General features: G+C 44.2%; 17 protein-coding genes and 2 tRNA genes. 11 read left to right on the top strand and 8 right to left on the bottom strand.

Annotated features, from left to right (window positions below):
- Positions 1 to 31: 31 nt before the first annotated feature.
- Positions 32 to 103, bottom strand: a tRNA-Glu gene (locus tag NQ542_RS16825).
- Between the two features lie 132 nt (positions 104 to 235).
- On the bottom strand, positions 236 to 631 hold the full coding sequence (locus NQ542_RS16830; RefSeq protein ID WP_005646993.1) for a DUF2721 domain-containing protein: 396 nt from the start codon (positions 629 to 631) through the stop codon (positions 236 to 238).
- Positions 632 to 725: 94 nt separating this feature from the next.
- Between NQ542_RS16830 and recO the strand changes: the two genes are divergently transcribed.
- A complete protein-coding gene (gene recO, locus NQ542_RS16835) occupies positions 726 to 1,451 on the top strand; it encodes a DNA repair protein RecO (RefSeq protein WP_039849963.1) in 726 nt (241 codons plus the stop codon).
- Between the two features lie 70 nt (positions 1,452 to 1,521).
- Positions 1,522 to 1,593, top strand: a tRNA-Arg gene (locus NQ542_RS16840).
- Between the two features lie 36 nt (positions 1,594 to 1,629).
- Here NQ542_RS16840 and NQ542_RS16845 read toward each other — a convergent pair.
- Together NQ542_RS16845 and NQ542_RS16850 are read right to left on the bottom strand one after the other, a co-directional pair.
- Positions 1,630 to 2,040 (bottom strand): hypothetical protein, encoded by a 411-nt coding sequence (locus tag NQ542_RS16845; protein ID WP_005637519.1) that lies wholly within the window; start codon positions 2,038 to 2,040, stop codon positions 1,630 to 1,632.
- 105 nt (positions 2,041 to 2,145) lie between these two features.
- Positions 2,146 to 3,096 carry a hypothetical protein gene (locus tag NQ542_RS16850; protein WP_005637517.1) on the bottom strand — a complete coding sequence of 317 codons (951 nt, stop codon included), beginning with the start codon at positions 3,094 to 3,096 and terminating at the stop codon, positions 2,146 to 2,148.
- A 141-nt stretch (positions 3,097 to 3,237) separates the two neighbouring features.
- Between NQ542_RS16850 and NQ542_RS16855 the strand changes: the two genes are divergently transcribed.
- Complete coding sequence (locus tag NQ542_RS16855; RefSeq protein ID WP_005637515.1) at positions 3,238 to 4,227, top strand: sugar phosphate isomerase/epimerase family protein; 990 nt, start codon at positions 3,238 to 3,240, stop codon at positions 4,225 to 4,227.
- Between the two features lie 55 nt (positions 4,228 to 4,282).
- On the opposite strand, the gene NQ542_RS16860 is transcribed toward NQ542_RS16855, so the two are convergent.
- Positions 4,283 to 6,763, bottom strand: coding sequence for an outer membrane beta-barrel family protein (locus NQ542_RS16860; RefSeq protein ID WP_005637513.1), 2,481 nt, complete (start codon positions 6,761 to 6,763; stop codon positions 4,283 to 4,285).
- An 854-nt stretch (positions 6,764 to 7,617) separates the two neighbouring features.
- Between NQ542_RS16860 and NQ542_RS16865 the strand changes: the two genes are divergently transcribed.
- The 3 genes from NQ542_RS16865 to NQ542_RS16875 are packed head-to-tail and all read left to right on the top strand — an operon-like array spanning position 7,618 to position 14,156.
- Positions 7,618 to 10,776, top strand: a complete 3,159-nt coding sequence (locus NQ542_RS16865) for a SusC/RagA family TonB-linked outer membrane protein (RefSeq protein WP_005637509.1) — start codon at positions 7,618 to 7,620, stop codon at positions 10,774 to 10,776.
- A gap of 27 nt (positions 10,777 to 10,803) precedes the next feature.
- Entirely contained in the window at positions 10,804 to 12,810 is a 2,007-nt protein-coding gene (locus NQ542_RS16870; RefSeq protein ID WP_005637507.1) for a RagB/SusD family nutrient uptake outer membrane protein, read from the top strand.
- Positions 12,811 to 12,827: 17 nt separating this feature from the next.
- Positions 12,828 to 14,156 (top strand): BT_3987 domain-containing protein, encoded by a 1,329-nt coding sequence (locus tag NQ542_RS16875; RefSeq protein ID WP_121955695.1) that lies wholly within the window; start codon positions 12,828 to 12,830, stop codon positions 14,154 to 14,156.
- A 300-nt stretch (positions 14,157 to 14,456) separates the two neighbouring features.
- Here the strand turns inward: NQ542_RS16875 and NQ542_RS16880 are convergent, their stop codons facing one another.
- Positions 14,457 to 14,651 carry a hypothetical protein gene (locus tag NQ542_RS16880; protein ID WP_005637499.1) on the bottom strand — a complete coding sequence of 65 codons (195 nt, stop codon included), beginning with the start codon at positions 14,649 to 14,651 and terminating at the stop codon, positions 14,457 to 14,459.
- 160 nt (positions 14,652 to 14,811) lie between these two features.
- On the opposite strand from NQ542_RS16880, the gene NQ542_RS16885 reads away from it, so the two are divergent.
- From NQ542_RS16885 to nagB, 4 genes are all read left to right on the top strand, one after another.
- Complete coding sequence (locus NQ542_RS16885) at positions 14,812 to 15,708, top strand: diaminopimelate dehydrogenase (protein ID WP_005637497.1); 897 nt, start codon at positions 14,812 to 14,814, stop codon at positions 15,706 to 15,708.
- Between the two features lie 95 nt (positions 15,709 to 15,803).
- A complete protein-coding gene (gene lgt, locus NQ542_RS16890; protein ID WP_005637495.1) occupies positions 15,804 to 16,637 on the top strand; it encodes a prolipoprotein diacylglyceryl transferase in 834 nt (277 codons plus the stop codon).
- A gap of 36 nt (positions 16,638 to 16,673) precedes the next feature.
- A complete protein-coding gene (locus NQ542_RS16895; protein ID WP_005637493.1) occupies positions 16,674 to 17,870 on the top strand; it encodes an FprA family A-type flavoprotein in 1,197 nt (398 codons plus the stop codon).
- A 74-nt stretch (positions 17,871 to 17,944) separates the two neighbouring features.
- Positions 17,945 to 18,757 (top strand): glucosamine-6-phosphate deaminase, encoded by an 813-nt coding sequence (nagB, locus tag NQ542_RS16900; protein ID WP_005637491.1) that lies wholly within the window; start codon positions 17,945 to 17,947, stop codon positions 18,755 to 18,757.
- 68 nt (positions 18,758 to 18,825) lie between these two features.
- Here the strand turns inward: nagB and NQ542_RS16905 are convergent, their stop codons facing one another.
- A complete protein-coding gene (locus NQ542_RS16905) occupies positions 18,826 to 19,089 on the bottom strand; it encodes a tetratricopeptide repeat protein (protein WP_005637489.1) in 264 nt (87 codons plus the stop codon).
- A gap of 149 nt (positions 19,090 to 19,238) precedes the next feature.
- Here NQ542_RS16905 and topA point away from each other — a divergent pair, with 149 nt between their 5' ends.
- On the top strand, positions 19,239 to 21,584 hold the full coding sequence (topA, locus tag NQ542_RS16910) for a type I DNA topoisomerase (RefSeq protein WP_005637485.1): 2,346 nt from the start codon (positions 19,239 to 19,241) through the stop codon (positions 21,582 to 21,584).
- Positions 21,585 to 22,337: 753 nt separating this feature from the next.
- On the opposite strand, the gene argS is transcribed toward topA, so the two are convergent.
- Positions 22,338 to 24,131, bottom strand: a complete 1,794-nt coding sequence (argS, locus tag NQ542_RS16915) for an arginine--tRNA ligase (RefSeq protein WP_005637480.1) — start codon at positions 24,129 to 24,131, stop codon at positions 22,338 to 22,340.
- Positions 24,132 to 24,162: the final 31 nt, after the last annotated feature.

A 24,162-nucleotide genomic window follows, 5' to 3' on the forward strand; every position in this document is an offset into this window, starting at 1 on the left:
CTCTTTATTTATTCTTTAATCCTGTTTATTGTAGCCCGTGGGGGAATCGAACCCCCCTTTCAAGAATGAAAATCTTGCGTCCTAACCGATAGACGAACGGGCCATCATGTCAAAGTTTTTACTTTTAGCTCTCTGGGATTGTTGATTTCCCGATTGCGAGTGCAAAGATAGATGTTCTCTTTAAATTGACAAAATATTTGAAAGAAAAAAGTTTTGGGTTAGTCGTATTTAACATCTATTTGGAACTCATATCCTGTAGGTGTATCTCTAAAGCATTGACGGAAATATTTATTTCCCAGATACATACGCATAGCGAAGCTGCCAATAGAAGCAATCCTATTCCAAATATCCAGGCGGCTATGATTTGCCATGAGATATAGATGAAGAACATCGAGACCACGCAAAAGAGTAGGCTTAGCAGACCTAATATCTGCATGGAGCGTGTCAGGTATAACCGTTTCCTAAGATTGGCTATCTGGGCGATGTCTTTCGGGTCGTGTGTCTGTTGATGCTTTTCTTTCAATGTGCGTACGAGGCTCGCATACGAAATAAAACGGTTTGTATAGGCCAATAGGATAAGTGAAACTGCTGAAAATAGCAGTGATGGGGTTGTGAGCGTGAGTTCTTGCATGTTTATATGTTCTTTATAATTTAGTAGTTTGTTATTCAATAAAACAAGGCTGAGAAGGAAAATGTTGTAACTTTGTTTTCCAAATTTCAGTGATATGTTGTGTAAAACGCGTGGGATTGTCCTGCATTCCATTCCATATAATGATAAGTACTCCATTATATATATGTACACGGAGGCTTTTGGACGTGCTTCTTATCTGGTTGCCCGTTCCCGTGGAAAGAAATCTTCTGTCTCGAAAGCGTTGTTCATGCCTCTTTCGGTAGTGGAGATGGAGGTTGAGCATCTGAATAAGCGGGATTTGCATCGTATCCGTGAAACGAAACTCTGCTATCCGTTGACGGACGTGTTTTGTAATCCGGTGAAAAATATACTTGCGCTTTTCCTTTCCGAGATCCTTTTCCGCGTGGTGAAGGAGACGGAGCCGGATTCGCGCCTTTTCGAGTATTTGTTCGAGTCGATACAATTGTTAGAGCTTTCGGATAAGGGGGTGGCGAATTTTCATCTGGTCTTTTTGCTGCGACTCTTGCATTATCTGGGGATATATCCGAACGTCGAATCATATGTGGCAGGTTCTTGCTTCGATATGTTGAATGGCGTGTTTGTCGATCGTATACCGATGCATCGCCATTATCTGAACCGGCAGGAGAGTGTGGTTTTTGCCCGGTTGCTGAAGATCAGCTTCGAGAATATGTCGTTGTATTCTTTTTCCCGGCAGGATCGTGTGAGTGTCATAAACCGTATTCTTGAATATTATCGCCTGCATTTGCCGGATTTTCCCGAAATAAAGTCCTTATCCGTCATGCAAAGTCTGTTCGATTAGCATATTGCTCCTTTAAATACTTGCCAGTTTGCGGAAAAGATTATACTTTTGCCGCACTTATTATAAAAATGGCTCTGTAGTTCAACGGATAGAATAGAAGTTTCCTAAACTTTAGATCCGAGTTCGATTCTCGGCGGAGCTACAATAAAAAAGGCAATCGTTACGATTGCCTTTTTTATTACCAGTGGAATGCCTCGAAGGTCACCCGGTCTCCGTTTAGGAAACACTTTAAATATTCGTTACCTATTCGAACATCCTCGTAATAATCAGTCCCGTTTGCATATTCGACATAGAAAGAATCGAAATATTCGTCTTTCCAGTCCCAATAAAAACTTGTTTTCAATTCGTCAGTCATACCGTTAGGATAATAGATAATTGTAAAATCTTCTCCCGTATGATCGTTATAGAAGTCGAGCCGTTGTTCGCATTCGTACCCTTTGTTATTGGTATAAAAATCAACCCAGGTATTATTGCATAATGCATCGGTCGCCCAGCCGTAATCATCATAATACGGATCATCCTCACAACTGTTGAACAGACAGAGTGCGGACAGCAGAAATAATAAACCGAGTATATTCTTCTTAATCATGATTCCAAATATTAATCATTCAATGACAAAGATATGAATTAAAACGATATAGAGGAATGTTTGTGCGGCCGTATTGTTGATGGAAAGCATGTGTTTATACAAATTTTATTCGTAATCAGGCAATTCAATATCGGTTGTCTCTTCCCATTTCCCATTGTTGTAGATGCTGATCTGGAATGTGTCGTCGGATTCGGAACGGCTGTAGAGGCGGCCTTTATAACGGATGATTTTGTTTTTTTCCGGAATGATATTGTCGATTTGCCGTTCCCGGATCGGTTCGTCGTTTTTGGCGATGGCCGAAAGGCGGACGGCTATTTTATTGTCGGTGGGAGGTATGAAAGTATAAAAAGAATGTACTTTGTTTACTTCTCCGATCTCATTATTCTTGAATGTATAGGAGAGGATTTGCTTATCCGGGATTTTTATCCCCTGACCGGTGGCGATGTCCAGCTGATTGGATATTCCGTCGATCTCCATATCGAACTGTTTCAGTATGTCGGAAACCGAATCGGTCGCCATGAACTCAATACGGCTGACGATACGTTGAAGAGAGACATCTTTGTTGGTGATTTCTGCAACATCGATGTTTAGGGATATCATTTCGTAGAATGTATCCGAGATGCTGTCGAAAGAAAAAGTTGAACCGGATAATACAGCGTTTTTTGAATTGTGGGCTAAAAAGTAGAATTTGTAGTCGCCTTGTGGCAAACTGTCATATATGCAACTGAAATCCGCATCCAGATCGGTGGGATTGTAAGTGAACTGCTTGTGCTTGATTAATGCAGGAGTATCTTCGTTTTTGAATACTACATATTCGATGGTGGAACATATTTCGTTCAATTCGGCGTCGCTCTCTCCAGCTTTCGAAACCGTCGGTTCCGGAATCACGTTATTCGGTATGCTGCGGGTGGGAAAAGACACTATCTCTTTTTCCATCTGAATGCTGAATTGAATGGGGAAAAACTTTGTTTGCGGGATGACTTTTTCGAGTGAAGAACTGTCGCAACCTGTCAAGTAGAGTACGCAGCCAAGTGCAAAAAACACTTTCTTTCTCATAGTTAAGTTTTTTAGTTGTTTATAATGTTACAAAGGAAAGATAAATAATCAGAAATGAAAAATATTTGTAGATGAATTTAAAAAGATATTTTATATTTGTCGAACAGACACAATGTATTAACCTTAAAAAGAACGAAAAACATGGCACGTCCTGTAACATTATGTACATTGCAGTGGGGAGACTTACCGCTGGATGTTATTTGTGAAAAAGCAAAATCATTTGGTTTTGACGGTGTTGAATTGGGATTACCATCTCATTTGGATGTTCGGCAGACAGATCCGGAATATTATCGGAATATCAAGGTGACACTCGATAAGTACGGTTTGCAACTGTTTTGTATTTCGAATCATCTGGTCGGCCAGGCGATATGTGATAATATCGATCAACGGCATAAATCCGTATTGCCTGATTATATCTGGGGCGATGGCGATCCTGATGGAGTGCACCTGCGGGCGGTCGAAAATATGATTCAGGCAGCCCATGCCGCTAGAATGCTGGGAGTCGACACCGTAGTTGGTTTTACGGGAAGTTCGATCTGGCAATGGCTCTACTCCTTTCCTCCCGTTACCGACGAGATGGTGAATGAAGGGTATGCTGATTTTGCCCGACGTTTTATTCCGATTTTAGACGAATATCAAAAGTTAGGTGTCCGTTTCGCTCTCGAAGTGCATCCGACCGAGATCGCGTTCGATACTTATTCTGCCCGTAAGGCTCTTGAAGCGATCGATTATCATCCGGCTTTCGGTTTTAATTACGATCCGAGCCATTTGGGGTATCAGGGAGTGGATTATGTAGACTTCATCAACCAGTTCCCGGATCGTATTTTCCATGTCCACATGAAAGATGTGTATTGGAGCGATACTCCGAAACAGATCGGCGTGTTCGGCGGCCATTCAACTTTTGGCGATGCCCGCCGCTTCTGGAATTTCCGTAGCTTAGGACGTGGAAAGATCCGGTTTGAAGAAATTATCCGTGCTTTGAACGATATCGGCTATCAAGGTCCGCTCTCGGTGGAGTGGGAAGATAGCGGCATGGATCGTGAACATGGAGCACGCGAGTCTTGCGCTTTTGTCAAACAGGTGGATTTCCTGCCGTCGGCACATGCCTTCGATGCCTGTTTTGAAAGATAAGAGGATGTAGGTAAGAAGGGATAAGTGCGGCAAAGGTTTATCCCTTCTTTTTTATTTAGTCCATTTCATACATGTCCGGTTCCTCGCTCCTGCTTTTGTCTTTTTTCTTGTTCATATTGCCGAAGTTGTAGGTCAGGGTAAAACCAACTCTTCTGCCACCACGCCAGTTCTCGGAATCCTGCCAGAAACCGTCTCCGGATGTAATGGTGCGGAATCTGCGGGAGTCCAGCAAGTCGCGTGCATTGATACTTAACGTCAACTTGTCTTTTAAGAAAGATTTGCGCAATCCAAGATCGACTGAGTAGTTCGGTTCGCGGTATCCTTGTGCCATCAAGCGCTTGGAATTATAGTTGCCTGTGCCCTGTAGGGAAACACCCCAAGGAAGACTGACATTGGCAATCATGCGTACGTTCCAGTTGAAGCTTTCATCCTCCTCTCCAGTGACAGGAGCTTCCGCTCCTTCGGGCAGATAGCTGAAACCGTCTAATTTGGAGTAGTAGAGGTTTACGGTCGTTGTCAGGCTAAGGATGCTGAATAAATTGTTTTTTCCAACGATTTCCAGACCGCTGTTTTGCTGGCGGGCTACGTTTTCACTGGTCGTGTACATTACATTGTCTGCCGTGTTCAAGAAACGAATGCGCTGGATCACGTCATCTGTCGAGCGATAGTAGCCGGATAATGATAGGGTATGGCCGGATTCCCAGGTCTTGATATAATTCAATTCGAAAGAATGGGAATATTCAGGTGTCAGTTCCGGGTTACCGAAAGAAATGTTGGAGGCATCGGAAATATTGCGGAATGAATTTAATTGTCCACCCCAAGGACGACGTAGGCGACGGGTATAGTTCACTTGTATTTCATTGTTTTTAGGGAGGGCATAGGAGATAAAGGCACTTGGGAACAACTTGAAATAGTCTTTCTCGAAAGTTTCCGACGGCTTGCCGTTAAATTCCTGGTCGAAGTCCAGCGAGCGGGTATCCACACGCCAATATTCTCCACGTAGGCCGGCTTGGTAGCTCAGATTGTTCCACTTGCCTCCATACGTCATGTACAAGGCATGCACATCCTGGTTATATAGAAAGCGGTTGTAAAGTGCCTGGTCCTGTTCGATGTCGGTAGCAGTTGTTCCGGTATAGGTATCCACAGGGCTGGATTCTCTTTGGAATGTCCCTTTATAACCTGCCTCGATCCGGCTCGCGTCGGATATTTTGTTTGTGTAGTCGGCCTGAACTTCCCAGCTTTTGTTTTTGATGTTGTTTTCCTGAGTTTGATATTCCTGTTTGTCGGTTAAGTCAGTGTCCGTATATCGGGTTGATTGTTCGTAAATGCTTAGTCCGTCGTTTCTCCATTGGTTATTGCTGACGGTTAAGTCTATATTGCTGTTTTCCGAGAATTTGTGTAAGTAATTCAATTCCAGGTTGTACATTTTCATGTCCGAGTTTCCGTCTGTTGTACGGTCGCTGGTGTAAACCGTATTCTTTTGCTTGTCTGTCGAAATGTAATGGATCGATTCGTTGTTGTCACCCCCTCCAGTCATGCCGGTCATGTTGAATGCTAGGTCGTCGCTTTTGGTAATGTGCCAGGTTGCCCCGATACGTCCGAACCAGTTGTTGTGTTGTCGTTTGGAGTTGTTGGTCTGGTCGAGAAAACTATTGTTGGCTGTATTTTCACGACTTGTGATTCCACCGCCTTTCATTTCCCGGTTTCGATAGCTCAGATTGGCGTACGCGTCTACTTTGCTACTGCTGTAGTTGATGTTTCCACTTGCCTGATAACCTCCGTCCGTATCGGCTCCGGCTTTTACGCTGCCGTAGTAACCGGGTTTCCGGTCATCCTTTAAAATAATGTTGATAATCCCGGCTGTTCCCTCCGGGCTGTATTTAGCAGAGGGATTGGTAATGACTTCCACTTGTTTGATATCTTCTGCCGGCATCATTTCCAGTATGTCCGCCTGGTTGTCTGCTGTCAGTCCCGATGCTTTTCCGTTGATCCAGACTGTTACGCTGGAATTTCCACGCAATGAAACAGATCCTTCGTTATCGACTTCCACGGATGGGATATTGGCAAGCAAATCACTGGCCGATCCCCCTTCGGATGCGATATCTTGTGTTGCGTCGAAAACTTTTCTATCGAGCTCGAATCTCATTTGGGGCTTTTTTGCTACGATTTCTACTTCTCCCAATTGGTTGGCATCTTCTTCCAGGGTGAGTTCTCCAAGATTAAGAGTTTGAGAATTGTTGCTGATTGTTATATTTTTAGAAATTTCCGCGTAGCCGATATAGGAATAAGTAACTATATATTCCCCCTTCTTCAGTCCTCCGATACTGTAATTTCCGTCACTTCCGGTAACGGCTCCCTGCAATATTTTGTCCGAACCTTTTGCTTTAACCTGGACGGTTACAAATTCGAGTGGTCCCCCTAATTCGCCGTCCATTACAATACCTTTAATCCTTCCGTCCGTTTCATTACCTTTTATATCCGGAGCCAAACACAAAAGCATACCGGTTAAAAGTAAGCTCATCTTTTTTGTCATCATCTTCCAAATCTGTCTTTTACATTTTACAAAACGATTTATATGACTGCTATCATACAAAAAGGTTTATTTGAAAAAATCAAAAATTAGGTAAAATCCTTTTGTATGGTATGATGATGGATCGGGTATGCCATCTCTTTTCCTTACCTTTTAAACCCTGTCAATGATGAAGTTTTTTTACAGGCTCTTTCTGCTGAGTGGAAGGCGGGAAGTTGAAGAAAGAAGAAACAAGCTGTTTTGTGATACATGAATGACTTTTTATTATCTAATACCTGTTAGAGTTTGCTCTACCTTTTATTCCATGATAAAAAGCAATCAAGATGAAGTATTTTTTCATTCATCTTATCCCGATGTCCCGTTACGCAATTCTATAAATAGGAATTGGATAAAAAACTCCTTCTTGCTTAATACTATGACTGAAAAATATGATCATTTCTTTTATGAAGAAATTAAGGGGGAATATATTGATTTCCATGAACAATGGTGGGGAACTGTTCGTTTGCAACGAACGATGATGTGGTTGCCTTAGGTTTTTCAAAAGTTTTGGTGCCAATATGGTGTAGGTTTTATCATAGTCCTGCAAGAACTGCGGTGATTTGGAGTGATTATTTAATATATAAGTTGTAGAATCTTGGTTATATCTGTATGATACAAAGAATCTAATTTACTTTTTATCGAATTGATTAAATTATTGTGTGTTTTTTTATAGAAAGTTGTGGATATTTGCCTATATTTGAGCCGCAGTTCTTGCAGAACTTAATGTAAATATAAAGAATGTATAATCGTGTAAAATTATAAGTCTTTGTGTTTTAGGATCTTTAGGCTATTTTTTTATTATAAAATAAAAATGTTAACTTATGAATTTAATCTCAATTAGAAAAAAGCGGAGACCTGCAATTGCTTTATTGCTTTGTACTGGTTTGTTGGGGGCTTGTCCTCCGGATGCCGTTGCTGATGCGGGAGATAGATTGCCCGTCCCTGAAATCCAACAAAGTAAGTCGCCTGTTAAACGTACGTTAGTCGGTACTGTTACGGATGCCTCTACCGGTGAAACACTGATCGGTGTAAATGTTATCATTAAAGGTACTACTCAAGGTACGGTGACTGATCTTGACGGAAAGTTTTCCATTGAAGTAACAGGTAAAGATGAAATCGAAATCTCTTATATCGGTTATAAGACACAAACGATCGAAGTGGGTGACTTAGGTATCTTGAACGTTAAGATGGAGGGGGATAATGAAGTTTTGGACGAAGTCGTTGTCGTTGGTGCCGGTACTCAGAAGAAAGTATCTATTACCGGTGCGATTACGGCAACGGAAGGTATACAGCTGAAAGCTCCGACATCTTCATTGACCAGCTCACTGGCTGGTAAACTGGCTGGTGTCATTTCTACGAACAGCAGTGGTGAGCCGGGTTCTACTTCTGCGTTCTATATCCGTGGCATCAATACGTTTGGTGGTGTGGCAACTCCATTGATTTTGTTGGATGGCGTGGAAATATCGTCTGGGGACTTGAACCGTATTCCGGCAGAAAGTATCGAAAGTTTTTCGGTTTTGAAGGATGCTTCGGCGACGGCAATCTATGGTAACCGTGGTGCGAATGGCGTCATGCTTGTTACAACCAAACATGGGAAGGAAAATACAAAAGCAACGGTCAACGTGTCGGTCGAGGCTTCTTATTTCCAGCCGATGAATACACCGGAGTTTGCTGATGGACCGACATTCATGCGCACCTATAACGAGGCGCAGCAGGCGCGTAGCGCGACAGTAATTACACCACGTTATTCGGATGAGATCATTGCGGCGACAGAAAGTGGTATCAATCCGTATGTCTATCCGAATGTAGATTGGTATGACATGATTTTCCGTAGTGGAAATTATAATCAACGTGCTAATGTGAACGTATCGGGTGGTGCGTCGCGTGTTACTTATTATATGAGTTTGCAGGCAAACCATGATACAGGTTTGCTCAATGCTGCGGACAATTCAGCTTTCAATCCGAACATTAACCATTGGGAGTACAATTTTCAAAATAACATCAGTTATAAGTTGACGAATACGACGACTGTCAATCTTCGTATGATGGCGCAAATCGGTAGCCAAAAGGGACCGAATAATAAGACTACTGATATCTACAAAAAGGTGATGTATGCCAATCCTGTCTCTTTCCCCGCTTATTTCCCTGGCGAAGAAGATCATATTTATTATGGTAATGCCGAAATTAAAGCTGGGGCTTACGGAGAAAACCCTTACCAATACATGATGGGATCGTTCAGGGAAGACAACTTCAATACGCTGAATACCTCTTTGGATATCTCGCAAGACTTGGGATTTGTCACAAAAGGTTTAAGCGCAAAGGTTTTAGTGAACTTTAAAAATTGGTCAAACTCTTATTATACCCGTTCGCTATCTCCTTATTACTATCAGGTACAGCCCGATAGTTACGATCCCGAAAATGATACCTATGCTTTGCGACTTTTGCAAACTGGTACGGATTATATCAGCCAGTCTGACATCACTAAAGAGGCCGATCAAACATTCTATTTGGATGCCCGTTTGGATTGGAAACGTTCGTTTGGCAAGCATAATATGACTGCCATGTTCATGTATATGATGAGAGAGTATCGTAATGGAGTCTTGCCTAATCGCAACCAGGGTTATTCAGGACGAGCCACTTATGATTATGACAACCGCTACTTGGTAGAGTTCAATTTCGGTTACAATGGTTCCGAACGGTTGGCAAAGGAGGATCGTTTTGAGTTTTTCCCAGCCGCATCTCTCGGTTGGGTATTAAGCGGGGAGCAGTTTTGGGAGCCGATTGCCGATTATGTGGATTATTTCAAGATTAGGGGATCATACGGTTTGGTTGGTAGTGACCAGTTCAACAGTGGTGCACAACATTTTCTTTACCAAAATCAAGTAGCTATTGGGAGCGGTGCCTCTTGGCATTCGGGACTTCCCGGGCAATGGTTAAATCGTCAGGGGCATGGTTTCAATATTCTTGCCGTACAAAATGCAGGATGGGAACATGTGAAAAAGTTGGATATCGGACTTGACGCTTCGCTTTTTAACCAAGTGAACATTACATTCGATTATTTCCGTGACTACCGCGACCGTATCTTGATGAAACGTGCCAGCTTCGGAAAGCTACTCGGTTATTGGGGCAGTACGCCTTGGAGCAATATCGGCGAAGTGTTGAATACCGGTTTCGAAGTCAGTGTCAATTGGAAAAAACAATTTGGAAAAGACTGGCAAGTCGACTTCCGTGGTAACTTCACCTATAATCGAAACGAATACAAGTTTTCTGACGAACCGAATTATCCCTATGTATGGCAAACGGAAACTAACAAACCGTTGAATCGATTGACCGGTTATGTGGCAGAAGGGCTTTTCAGCAGTCAAGAAGAGATAAATAATTGGCCTGATCAAACACAGTTAGGTTCGAAGCCGATGCCTGGTGATATTAAATATCGCGATATCGATGGTGATGGTGCGATCACATCCGAGGATAAGGTAATGCTTTCGCCTTACGGTGATATGCCGCGTATCCAATATGGGTTAGGATTGAACGTTCGTTGGAAGAAATTCGACTTCGGAGTCTTCTTCAATGGTTCGGCCAAACGTAAAATTATGATCAATTCCGGCTTTGCTCCATTTTTGGCTTCCGGTGGCGATGGTGGTCCGTCGGAATCTTTACCACGCAATTTGATGTCGTGGATTGCCGAGAGCCATTGGTCGGTCGACAATCCTAATCCGGATGCACTCTACCCGCGTTTAGGAACTTCAAATGCTGACATCGCGGGTAATATCCAACCGAGTTCTTATTGGATGCGTAACGGCAATTTCCTTCGTTTCAAAACGTTGGAATTGGGTTATACCTTCCCGATGTGCCGCGTTTATTTCAGCGGTGATAACTTGGCCGTATTCAGTCCCTTCAAGTTGTGGGATCCGGAATTGGCTTGGAACGCTTATCCGTTGCAGCGGACTTTTAACCTGGGGGTGCAATTTACTTTCTAATGTTTAATTAACTAATAGAATAACGAGATGAAACTAACAAAAAATATCAGACAATATATCAAGATAGCCTTGTCGGCCGGTCTGCTGGCATTCCCTTCTTGCAGCTATTTGGATGTCATACCACCGGCACAGCCGGATTTTGATGACACAATGAAGGACGAGTCAGCAACTTTAGGTTTCCTTTTTACCGCTTACTCAGGTACTTCGCGATATACCTTCTGTCGAGAAAGTGATGGAGATGCTTCGTTGGCCACCGATGAATATGTCGAGCCGAAAGACTGGGACTGGAATATGCAGAAAATGTTGTACGGAACCGTTTCGGCGGCCGATGATATCGGTGACTGGGAGAATTTATATAACTACATCGGATATGTCCACTACTTTTTGGAACAGTTGGATCGTTTGAACCCGGCAGGTGTGACAGAGGAGGAGAAGGCACAATACCGTGCCGAATGCTGGTTTCTCGAAGCATATTATCATTTCAAAGTATTGCAAAACTATGGGCCTTGTCCTATCATCGAAACAAAGGTAGATCAAAACATCCTTCCGTCCGAAATTCCGGGGCGTTCGCATTTTGATTATTGTGTAGATTGGATTGTCGGAAAATTAGATGCGGCAGCCGAAGTTTTACCGGCAACACAGACAACTGAAAATTTAAGCCGTGCAGATGCCACTATCTGCAAAAGTTTGAAAGCTCGTGTGCTGCTCTATGCTGCTTCTCCTCTTTGGAACGGTTCATTTGTTTATCCGAACTGGCGGAACACAAATTATGAGACACCGGGCTATGGAATGGAGTTGGTTAGCAATAAATATGATCCTGCCAAGTGGGAACGTGCTCTGACGGCTTGTAAGGAGGCGTTAACAGCTGCTGAAGCTGCCGGATATAAATTGTTCGATCTTGAAGCTTCTGAAGCAAAGGCTGCTATTGATAAAGTACCGCTTCCATTCATTCCGGGGAAAGAAGAGGATACGGAGGAAAATGAATTGTTCAAAAAGCAAGTTCGAATGCTCCAGTATATGATTACGGCGCATGAAGGGTTTAGTAATAAGGAAATTATTTGGGCTATCAATCCTCAGTATGGTGATGGTAATGATGCGAATGATGTTGGTTGCGGTCGTTCGAAATCGCGGCTTCCGAACCGACTTGTCAAAAAGAGTGACGGTTCGTGGGCCGGAGGCTATCATGGGACTGCACCTACTTGGGCGGCTGTAAACCGTTTCTATACGGAAAACGGTCTTCCTCCTGCTAAAGATCCGGATTTCTATTTGCAAAGCGAGTGGCTGACACGTTACTATGAGGGAGCTTCCAGTCCGGAGTTGTCGAAAGATCAATTGGATAGCGAGGAAATTAAGAATGATATTGTCAAGTTTAATGTTGGTCGTGAACCGCGTTACTATGCGTGGATTGCCTATGACGGTTGTGAGTATATGCCGTTAATCAACAACAATAACCCATTATGGCTGAACTTGAAGAATTCCAATACGAATGGTTATTCACTTTCTAATACGCGTAATGCAACAGGTACCGGTTTCTTGAATAAGAAATTCATCGTGCCGAACGGGGTATATCTGTCTTCCGGATCCACTTCAGGTGACAAGTTCCGGATCATTCTGATTCGTATGGCGGAATTGTATTTGAATTTGGCTGAATGTTATGCAGCATTAGATCGTACAGATGAAGCGTTAGAGAACCTGAATGTTATTCGGGAACGGGCCGGTGTACGTAAGTTGACTACAGCTGATCTTTCGACCATGTCACTGATGGAATGGGTCCGTAATGAACGGGCAATCGAACTGCATGCCGAAGGTCACCGATATTATGACGTCCGTCGCTGGCGTATTGCCGACCAAGTAATGCAGCCCTCCGAATTTAAAGGGCTGAATGGAATGACTGTCAATCCTTCATTTGAGGAGTTCAATCAAATCGTGCCAATCGACCAGCCGATCCAATGGAACGTCAGACAGTATTTGGTTCCGATCAAGAATAGTGAATTGTACAGTGATCCTCAGTTGGTGCAAGCTCCTGGTTATTAATCTAAAAAACGAATTGTATGAAAGTGAATTATATAGGAATTGCATGTCTGGCTGTTCTTTTGTTGACAGCTTGTGACGAGTCGAAATATGAATTGGAAAACTTAGTGCCGGAAGAATATCACAAAGTGCTTTATATTAATAAATCCGGTACGCAGGAGCTCACTCTTTACAATACGGGAGAGCTTAATACTTATGCTTTCTCCGTTTATAAGGGGGGGAGTGATCCGTCATTGACGGCAAGCGGGGAAATAGCCGTTCACTCGCAAGAGGAAGTCGATGTACTTTATGGCACGGACTATCGGATAATCCCTTCAGGTTCTTATTCGATGGACACCGATCGATTGGATTTTGCGTCGGAGGAACGTAGTAAAGTCGTTACGCTTTCGTTGTCGACAGATTTGATCGGTGCGGCGATGGAGGCGAATCCGGAAGCGACTTATGTGCTTCCGCTTTACCTGACGAGCGAGAAGGACTCGGTCAATGCCGATAAAAGTGAATTGTTTATCCGGATAACAGATGTGTTGACCCCGGCTATGGGGTTCACGGATACCGACATTCAGCCATTGTCTTACACATATGGATTCAACACGGAGTCAGTTGAAGTCGGTTTCGGTTTGGATACGGACAACAATTGGGATGTAGAATGTCAGTTTGTCGTAGATCCCGGATATGTTACAGCTTATAACGCAGAGAACGGCACAGCTTATAAGCTGTTTCCGGAAGGGAACTATTCATTCGAAGATGTTGTCACCTTGCCTACGGGGACGAGCACGACCGATTTGGCGGTGACGCTCAACGGCAACGGATTGACTCCGGGAGAATATATGTTACCTATTCGTTTGGATAATGTTTCGCTGTTCAATATTGCTGAAAACGCCGTCTACCCGTTGGTAGTTCGGGTTGTCGGAATCAAGTTGGATCGTGCGGGCTGGAGTATACAAGCTAATACGGAAGAACGGACCGGAGAAGGTATCGGAAACGGTGTGGCGACATGTTTGCTGGATGGGCAATTATCGACTTTCTGGCATTCACAATGGAGTGGCGGATCGATTCCACTTCCGCATGAAATCGTTGTGGATATGAAGAAGGAAACAACTTTGACCAACATCAGCTTGACTGAAAGGCAGCATGATAGCTACCGGGATGTGAAGGGTGGTGAATTTTTTGTCAGTTCAGATAAGCTCAATTGGACAGCAGTCGGTGCATTTGAAGCGCAGAAGGTACTCGAAGAGCAAATCTTCAGCATCACACCGACAAAGGGACGCTATTTTAAGATAAAAATTACTGATAGTTATCGTGCAAGTAATTCGTCGTTGGCTGAAATCCATGCTTATGGAATAGATTGATTTTGCTTTTTAGGAGTGTTGCTGTTTTATTGGATTTATTCAAAAAATGGAAGAGGAAAATTTGTTGTTGAAGAGAGGAAGCTTCTTATTCGCGGTAGTTTTTGTCTTTCAGTTATTTGGGCAATACTCTTTTTTGTGATAACTGTTACAATGTTTCTTTCATTAGCTTTCATGGGGAAATATATGTATCAACTTGTTGAACCTATGTCCCGAATGGTGTTTGGCGAATGATGAATTATATAAAAATTGTTGGCCGGGAGAGGCTGAATCGGGTTCGGTTTCTCCCGGTTGGGTTGTCCGTCAGGAATCCAATTGGTATCCAATACAGGGATGTGTACTGATATGAATGTGTTCGTCTGACCGGAATTTTTTGCGGAATTGCGAGATGACATTGTTCAGGCTTTCTTCGCTCGAATCGTTTCCAACCAAGGCTTGTGTAATCAAATTCCCTAAGATCTGATCGTCTTCGATGTATATGAGTTTGCTGTTCGTCATTTTCCTTTTTTTGTTTCAGAGAGCAAGATAGTAAAAACATCCTATATGATATAGGATGAGGGAACCTCTTTTCATTTTAAACAAAAACAACATACCCCTCTCTTGTCAATCCCCTAATTATAACTACTTTTGTGGCTGAAGAAAAAGTAAAAACTAAAGTATGAAGAAGATTAGAGCTGCCATTGTTGGATATGGCAATATTGGAAAGTATGTATTGGAGGCCCTGGAAGCTGCTCCCGATTTTGAAGTAGCAGGTGTTGTACGTCGTAATCCGAATGATATTCCGGATGAATTGAAAGGATATGCCGTCACTGATACTATCACGAAGTTGGATAAAGTGGATGTAGCTGTTCTGGCAACTCCGACACGTAGCGTAGAGACTTACGCCAAAGAAATACTTTCTTTAGGCATCAATACGGTGGATAGTTTCGATATCCACGGAGGTATTGTCGATCTGCGCCGTTCGCTTGATGCTGTAGCGAAAGCTCATAATACCGTTGCTGTCATCTCTGCCGGATGGGATCCGGGAAGCGACTCAATCGTTCGTGCTTTGTTGCAGGCGATCGTTCCGAAAGGAATTACATATACGAATTTCGGACCGGGCATGAGCATGGGACATACCGTTGCCGTGAAAGCCATCGAAGGTGTAAAGGCGGCTTTGTCCATGACAATCCCGATGGGTACAGGCGTTCATCGTCGTATGGTTTATATCGAAGTGGAAGAAGGATATGATTTTGAGAAAGTAGCTGCTGCCATCAAGGCGGACGACTATTTTGTGCACGACGAAACGCATGTGATCCAGGTTGACTGCGTGGACGACCTGAAAGATATGGGACATGGCGTGAATCTTGTTCGTAAAGGTGTTTCCGGTAAAACGCAGAACCAGTTGATCGAATTCGACATGAAGATCAACAACCCGGCTCTTACTGCCCAGATATTGGTTTGTGTTGCCCGTGCAAGTTTCAAACAGCAGCCAGGTGCCTACACGATGATCGAATTGCCGGTGATCGATATGCTTTATGGCGAAAGAGAAGACTTAATAAAAAAATTGGTTTAAATGAATTGACAGTGGATAATTGACAGTTAGGGAAGGAGCCTCATTCTCTTAAATTGCCAGTTGTCCATTGTCAATTATCAATTGATGTAATAATTATGCTTGATTTTATTACCTGGACGGCTGACCCCGCCATCTTTTCCATCGGTTCGCGTGAGATACGCTGGTACGGACTGGCGTTTGCCATCGGTTTCCTGATCGGTTACAAGATCGTGGAAAAGATGTGGAAAAGAGAGAAACTCAATCCGGCATGGATCGATTCCCTGCTGATTTATACGATGTTGGGAACAGTTATCGGTGCCCGTTTGGGGCATTGTCTGTTTTATGCACCGGATTATTATCTGGCGAATCCGCTCGAAATTCTGAAGGTTTGGGAGGGTGGACTTGCCAGTCATGGGGGAACGTTGGGTATAATCATCGCCATCTATTTTTATTCTAAGCGGGTTAGCCATCGGAGCATGCTTTGGACATTCGACAAACTGGTGGTCCCTACCGGCCTTGTGGCTGCTATGATCCGATTGGGAAACCTGATGAATCATGAAATATACGGACATCCGACAGATCTGCCCTGGGGGTTTCGTTTTATTGAAAACCTGCATGCTTGGAAAAGAGGAGCAGCTCCCGTTTTTACCGCTCCCAGTCATCCTACACAACTTTATGAAGCCGCCAGCTATTTGGTGACTTTCGTTATTTGTATGTGGCTCTACTTCAAAAAAGATGCCTGGAAGAAGGAGGGGCTTATCTTCGGTGTATTTATGATTTGCGTATTCGGTTCGCGCTTCTTCATTGAGTTTTTGAAAAACGATCAGGAAGAGTTCGAGGCTGATATGATGCTGAATATGGGGCAATGGCTCAGTATTCCGTTCGTTTTGGCCGGTATCTACTTCGTATGGCGTGCCATGCGGCTTGGAAAAGGAATGAAGAAGATTTGATTTTTGATTTTCAACTTTTAATTTTTAATTTTCAAAGTGTATAAGTTAAAAGAAATAGCAGATAAAGTTTACTATGTAGGGGTAAACGACCGGCAAAAAGCTCTTTTTGAGAATATGTGGCCTTTGCCTTATGGTGTATCTTATAATTCCTATCTGATCGTGGACGAGAAAACGGTCCTGGTCGATACGGTGGATGTGTGTTATTCCGATATTTTCCTGAAAAAAATAGCGGATGCTCTCGACGGGCGTCCTTTGGATTTTTTGATCGTGAACCATATGGAGCCGGATCATGCGGGCAGTATCCGTTTGTTGCGCCAGCAGTATCCGGATGTCCAGATTGTCGGAAACAAGCAGACTTTCGGCATGTTGAATGGGTATCACGGTATTTCGACGGGATTGTATGAAGTGAAGGAAGGAGACACCCTGAGTGTGGGCCGTCACCAACTGTCTTTCTATATGGCTCCGATGGTGCACTGGCCGGAAGTGATGGTCACTTACGATTCGACTGACAAAATCCTGTTCTCTGCCGATGCCTTCGGTACTTACGGAACGTTGGATGGCGGTGTGATCGACTCTGAAATGAATGTGGAACATTATTGGGAGGAAATGCTCCGTTATTATTCCAATATTGTCGGTAAATATGGAAATCCTGTACAGCGTGCTTTGCAGAAGTTGTCGGCTTTGGATATCCGGACGATCTGTTCGACTCACGGTCCGGTGTGGCGTGAATATGCAGCAAAAGCGATCGATATTTATGACCGTATGAGCCGTTATGAAGGTGAAGAAGGTGTGACGATCGTGTACGGCAGCATGTATGGCAATACCGAACAGATGGCAGAAGCGATTGCCGCTTCTTTGGCCGCGAACGGGGTGAAGAATATCGTCATGCACAATGTGAGCAAGAGCCCTGCATCTTATGTCTTGAAAGATATTTTCAAGTATAAGGGCTTGATTATCGGTAGCCCGACTTACAGTAACCGTCTGTTCCCTGAAATCGAATCGATTCTGGATAAGATCGAAACGCGCGAAGTGAAGCATCGTCTCTACGGCTATTTCGGCTCTTTCACTTGGGCGGGAGCTGCGGTGAAAAACTTGGCGGCATTCGGCGAGAAGATGAAATGGGAAGTTGTGGGTGTTCCGGTGGAACAGAAACAAGCTCTGAAAGCCGACAAGTATGAAGAATGCTGGGCTTTGGGAGAAGAAATGGCCAAGAAATTGAAAACTGAGAATTGAAAATGGAAAATTCTTGGTCAGAAAGAATAAAGGTATTACTTTTAGGAACGAAAGAACTAAATTAAAAAAAGCGTATGAGACTAATTATTGAACCTAATTACGAGCAACTTTCAAAGTGGGCTGCTAATTATGTGGCCGCCAAAATTAAGAAGGCGAATCCTACGGCAGAGAAACCATTTGTATTGGGCTTGCCTACAGGCTCTTCTCCCTTGGGCATGTACAAGAATCTGATCGAACTGAACAAACAGGGGGTAATCTCTTTCCAGAATATCATAACTTTCAATATGGACGAATATGTAGGTTTACCGAAAGACCATCCTGAAAGCTATCATTCTTTCATGTGGAACAACTTTTTCAGCCATATCGACATTAAGCCTGAGAATGTGAACATCCTGAATGGAAACGCAGAAGATCTGGAAGCCGAATGCACCGCTTACGAAGCAAAGATGAAAGCTGCCGGTGGTGTGGACCTGTTCCTGGGCGGTATCGGTCCTGACGGGCATATCGCTTTCAACGAGCCGGGTTCTTCTTTGTCTTCCCGTACCCGTGTCAAGTCTTTGACAACCGATACGATCATCGCCAATTCCCGTTTCTTCGATAACGATGTCAACAAAGTTCCGAAGACTTCCGTTACGGTCGGCGTTGCTACGGTATTGGATGCAAAAGAGGTGCTGATTATGGTGAACGGTCATAACAAAGCCCGTGCTTTGCAGCAGGCTGTTGAAGGTGCGGTAAACCAGATGTGGACTATCACGGCTTTGCAGATGCACCCGAAGGGTATTATCGTTGCCGACGAGGCTGCTTGTGCAGAACTGAAAGTCGGTACATACAACTATTTCAAGGATATTGAGAAAGACAATCTTTGTCCCTGCTCTTTATTGAAGTAAATTTTTATTATTCATAATAGTTTTGATTTAACATCGAAAGGCTGTGTCTGTGATAGATGCGGCCTTTCTTATTGGTTGAACATGTCCTTGTTGTAGAAGTTCATGATTGAAATCAGTTGATCGTGGGCAATTTGTGCGGGACTGTCGGAGTTCAGCTCCATCGCCGTAAGATAGTTGTTCAGGGCCTGCCGGATATCCCCTTTTTTACGGTAGGCATTGCCACGTAAGTAATACGCTTCATCAGAAGATGTGTTTTTTTCTATGTATTCGTCCAACAAACGGATAGCTTCGTCTGTTTTACCGTCGGTAATGAGTTGTTTAATAGTTTCCATTTCGAGATTTATGATTTGTAATTTATGAATTATAGATGCCGATTTGGGCAGATAAAGTGCAAATTTAAATCATAAATCATAAATGATAAACCATAAATCATGGATTTTGTGTAAGTTTGCACCCGATTTCAAAAAGATAAGACGTTATTATGCAAAAGAATCTGGTAATAGTGGAGTCACCCGCTAAGGCAAAAACCATTGAAAAGTTCCTCGGAAAAGATTATAAGGTTATGTCGAGCTATGGTCATATCCGCGATCTGAAGACGAAAGAGTTTAGTATTGACATCGAGCACGACTATGCTCCGCAGTACGTGATACCGGCCGACAAGAAGAAGCTGGTCAGCGAACTGAAATCCGAAGCCAAGTCTGCCGAACAGGTATGGCTCGCTTCCGATGAGGACCGTGAGGGAGAGGCTATATCCTGGCACCTGTATGAAGTGCTGGGCCTGAAACCTGAAAATACCAAACGTATCGTCTTTCATGAAATTACCAAGAATGCCATTCTGCATGCTATTGAAACACCACGCGATATCAATATTAACTTGGTGAACGCCCAACAGGCACGTCGTGTGTTGGACCGTATCGTGGGATTCGAACTTTCGCCGATTTTGTGGCGTAAGGTAAAACCCGCATTATCGGCCGGACGTGTGCAGTCGGTGGCTGTGCGCCTGATTGTGGAACGGGAGCGGGAGATCAATGAATTTGTAAGCGAGGCGGCTTTCCGTGTGATTGCAAACTTTATCCTGCCTGACGGCACAACGGTGTTGAAAGCCGAATTGAACCGCCGCCTGAAAGACAAGAAAGAGGTGGAAGCCTTTTTGGAATCCTGTAAGAATGCTTCGTTTACGATTGACGATATCACGACGAAACCGGTAAAGAAATCGCCGGCGCCTCCTTTTACGACTTCCACTTTGCAGCAGGAAGCGGCTCGTAAGTTAGGATACTCCGTGTCGCAGACGATGATGATCGCACAGCGTTTATATGAATCCGGACTGATCACTTATATGCGTACCGACTCCGTGAACTTGAGCGATCTGGCATTAGGTACGGCGAAAGAGGCTATCTTCGAAACATACGGTGAGAAATATTATAAGTTCCGCCAATATCATACCAAGAGCAAAGGGGCGCAGGAAGCACACGAAGCGATTCGCCCGACTTATATCAGTAATGTGGAGGCAGGGAGTTCTTCGCAGGAAAAGAAGTTGTATGAACTGATCCGTAAACGTACGATCGCTTGCCAGATGGCGGATGCCGAATTGGAACGTACGACTATTTCGGTCGGTATCAGCGGACAGACGGAACGTTTTGTCGCTGTCGGCGAAGTGATCAGTTTCGAAGGCTTCCTTCAGGTTTATATGGAGAGCAATGACGACGATACGGAGAAAGAACAGGAAAACGGCCTGCTTCCTCCGGTAAAGCTTCATGAGACATTGTCATTGAAAGATATCGTGGCGACAGAGCGTTTCACGCAGCGTCCTCCGCGCTATACGGAAGCCAGCCTAGTTCGCCGTTTGGAAGAATTGGGCATCGGACGTCCGTCTACCTATGCGCCGACTATCCAGACGATCCAGAACCGCGAATATGTGGTGAAAGGAGATAAGGAAGGCGTGGAACGTGCTTACACAGTTGTTTCGCTGTCCAAGGGAAAGATCGAGGAAGCGGAAAAGACCGAGACCGTCGGGGCCGACCGCAATAAACTGATGCCGACCGATATCGGTACGGTAGTAAACGACTTTTTGATGGAGTATTTCCCGGATGTGTTGGATTACAACTTTACGGCCAGTGTAGAAAAAGAATTCGACTCGGTTGCGGAAGGCGAACTGGTATGGACGAAGGCCATCGATAAATTCTATAAGATTTTCCATCCGATCGTAGAGGCTACGGCTGCCGTTAAGACCGAACATAAAGTAGGGGAACGCGAGCTCGGTATCGATCCGAAGAGCGGCAACCCGGTGTTTGTGAAGATCGGCCGCTATGGTCCTGTCGTTCAGATCGGGGCGGCACATGCTGACGACAAAGAGGCGCCGAAACCTCAGTTTGCCTCTCTGATGAAAGGCCAGTCCATTGATACGATTACATTGGAAGAGGCTCTGAAACTTTTTGATCTTCCCCGGACGGTCGGTGAATATGAAGGCAAGGTGATGGTGGCGGCTGTCGGCCGTTTCGGGCCGTTTATCCGTCATGACGGTAAATTTGTTTCTATTCCGAAAGATTTGAATCCGCTGACGATTACGGCAGAGGAAGCAATTGCTTTGATCGAAGGGAAAAGGGTGAAAGACGAACAACGTTTTATCAAGAAGTTCGAGGAGGATCCGGAGATGGAAATCCTGAAAGGTCGCTTCGGTCCTTATATTTCTTATCAGAAAGCGAACTATCGTATTCCGAAAACGGTAACCGACCCGACAGTCCTGACACTTGAAGATTGTAAAAAGATCATAGCCGAAGCTGGAGAAAAACCGGCTGCAAAGAAGACAACGCGTAAAAAGAAAGCCTGACAAAAAGCTTACTTATTATTGATTGCAAAAACAACTGTCATACTATCATGCTCTGCTCTTGATATTATGAATATCAATGTTTGTGTGAGATGATAGTAGGCATGATAGATGTTTTTTCAACTATCATGCTATCATAAAGACTGTATCTTTTTTACGCGTTTTATATAGCTTATTTTCATAAGAATAACTACATATTTTTATTGAGACCCGGATGTCGGCTACCTGCAGACCCGGGTGTCGATACCCGTCAGATGGAGGTATAAAAGGCTCTGATACGGGTATTTCAGGGAGAAGATCTAATGTCTTTTGTGTAAAAAAGTAACGTGTTCCGGCAAAAAAGCCTTATGTTTTCCGGAAAACAGTCTGTTTTTAACTCTTTTGGAGTGTTTTTGTTTCGGGTAAAACGGCTAAAATGATGGTTAAACAGCTGATTTATGATAGTAGAATGATAGTTAAAAAGGAAACTATCATATCTGCATGTTATGATATTCAATCTTCACACAAGAAACATGATGGTATGATAGTTGTTTTTCAAATTTTTTTATTGTTGGCATATCTTTGCACCTTCCTCGCTACTTTCCATTAGCTTGATGGCAAAAGTAGTGCTAATATACGGGCCAGCACATTCTTCTTGTCCGAATCTTTCTCGATTGCCGCCAGCTTTGTATAAAAACAATGCTCTCTGTGACTTCATTACGCTGAAATCGCAGGAGAGCATCGTTTGTCTGTTGGTCTATATTCATGATCCGTTTCTTACATTCTCTCCGGAACTTCGATTCCCAACAATGACATGGCCGATTTGACAATCTTGGCTACGTTGGCGGAGAGGACAAGGCGGAACTCTTTTACTTCTTCATTCTCTTCGCGGAGGATGGAGAAATCGTGATAGAACTGGTTGTATTCTTTTACCAGGTCATAAGTATAGTTGGCGATGAGGGCGGGGCTGTATTCCTTTCCTGCTTCGCGAACGACGGAAGCGTAGTCGGCTATCATCAGGATCAGGTTTTCTTCCTTCTCGGATATGGTAGTCGTTGTCGGCAGCTGTTCGGGCAAAACGATGCCCTGTTCGGCAGCTTTACGCAGAACGGAACGGATACGGGCATATGTGTATTGGATGAACGGGCCGGTATTACCGTTGAAATCGATCGATTCCTTCGGGTTGAAAGTCATGTTCTTGCGCGGGTCCACCTTCAGGATGAAGTATTTCAAGGAACCGAGGCCGACCATGCGGGCGATGTTTTCGGCTTCTTCCGGTGTCATTTCGTCCACTTTGCCCAGTTCCTGCGAGATTTCGCGGGCTGTACCCACCATCTCTTCCATCAGGTCGTCTGCATCGACAACCGTTCCTTCGCGGCTCTTCATCTTGCCTTCCGGCAGTTCGACCATGCCGTAAGAGAAATGTACAAGGCCTTTGCCGAATTCAAAACCCAATTTATCCAACAGGATGGACAATACCTGGAAATGGTAGTTCTGCTCGTTTCCTACCACATAGATCATTTTGTTGATAGGATAGTCATCGAAACGCAATTTGGCAGTTCCGATATCTTGTGTCATGTAGACGGAAGTTCCGTCGGCACGGAGCAGCAGTTTCTCGTCCAGGCCGTCTTTGGTCAGGTCTGCCCATACGGAACCGTCTTCACGGCGGTAGAAAATGCCTTTGTCGAGCCCTTCCAGCACTTTGCCTTTACCTTCCAGGTAGGTCTGTGATTCGTAATAGATCTTATCGAAGTCTACGCCCATCATTTTGTATGTCTCGTCGAATCCGGCGTACACCCAGTTGTTCATCATTTCCCAAAGAGCGCGTACCTCCTTGTCGCCGGCTTCCCATTTGCGGAGCATCTCGCGTGCTTCGGCCATCAGGGGAGAAGCGGCTTCGGCTTCCTCTTTCGTCATGCCTTTTGCTTCGAGGGCGGCAGTCTCTTCTTTCAGTTTGTTGCTGAAAAGGACGTAGAAGTCACCGATCAGGTGGTCGCCTTTCTTGCCGGCCGTTTCGGGAGTCACGCCGTTGCCCCATTTCTGCCAGGCGAGCATGGACTTGCAGATATGGATACCGCGGTCGTTTACGATGTTCGTCTTTACCACTTTATTGCCGTTTGCTTTCATGATCTCGGACAGGCTGTAACCCAATAGGTTGTTACGCACGTGTCCAAGATGGAGCGGCTTGTTGGTGTTGGGAGAAGAATATTCGATCATGACCAGCGGAGACTGTTCCGTTACAGGGATGATCCCGTATGACGGCTGGCCGTTGATTTCGTTTAATAAATCGATCCAGCAGGCACAGGCGATGGTCAGGTTGAGGAATCCTTTGATTACATTGAATTCGGCTACAGCCGGTTCATGCCGGAGCAGGTATTCGCCAATTTCCTGGGCAGTCTGTTCCGGAGATTTCTTCGACATGCGGAGGAAGGGAAAAACAACCAGAGTCAGATGTCCTTTGAACTCTTTCTTTGTCTTTTGCAGTTGTACCTGGTTGGCTGCCACATCGGCGCCATACAGTTCTTTTATGCCGGTAATGATAGCACCGGTAATCTGTTGTTCGATAACCATATTCGTTTAGTATATGTTCGGATTTATTTTA

Origin of the sequence: Parabacteroides merdae ATCC 43184 (genome assembly GCF_025151215.1) — a bacterium.
Lineage (GTDB): Bacteria > Bacteroidota > Bacteroidia > Bacteroidales > Tannerellaceae > Parabacteroides > Parabacteroides merdae.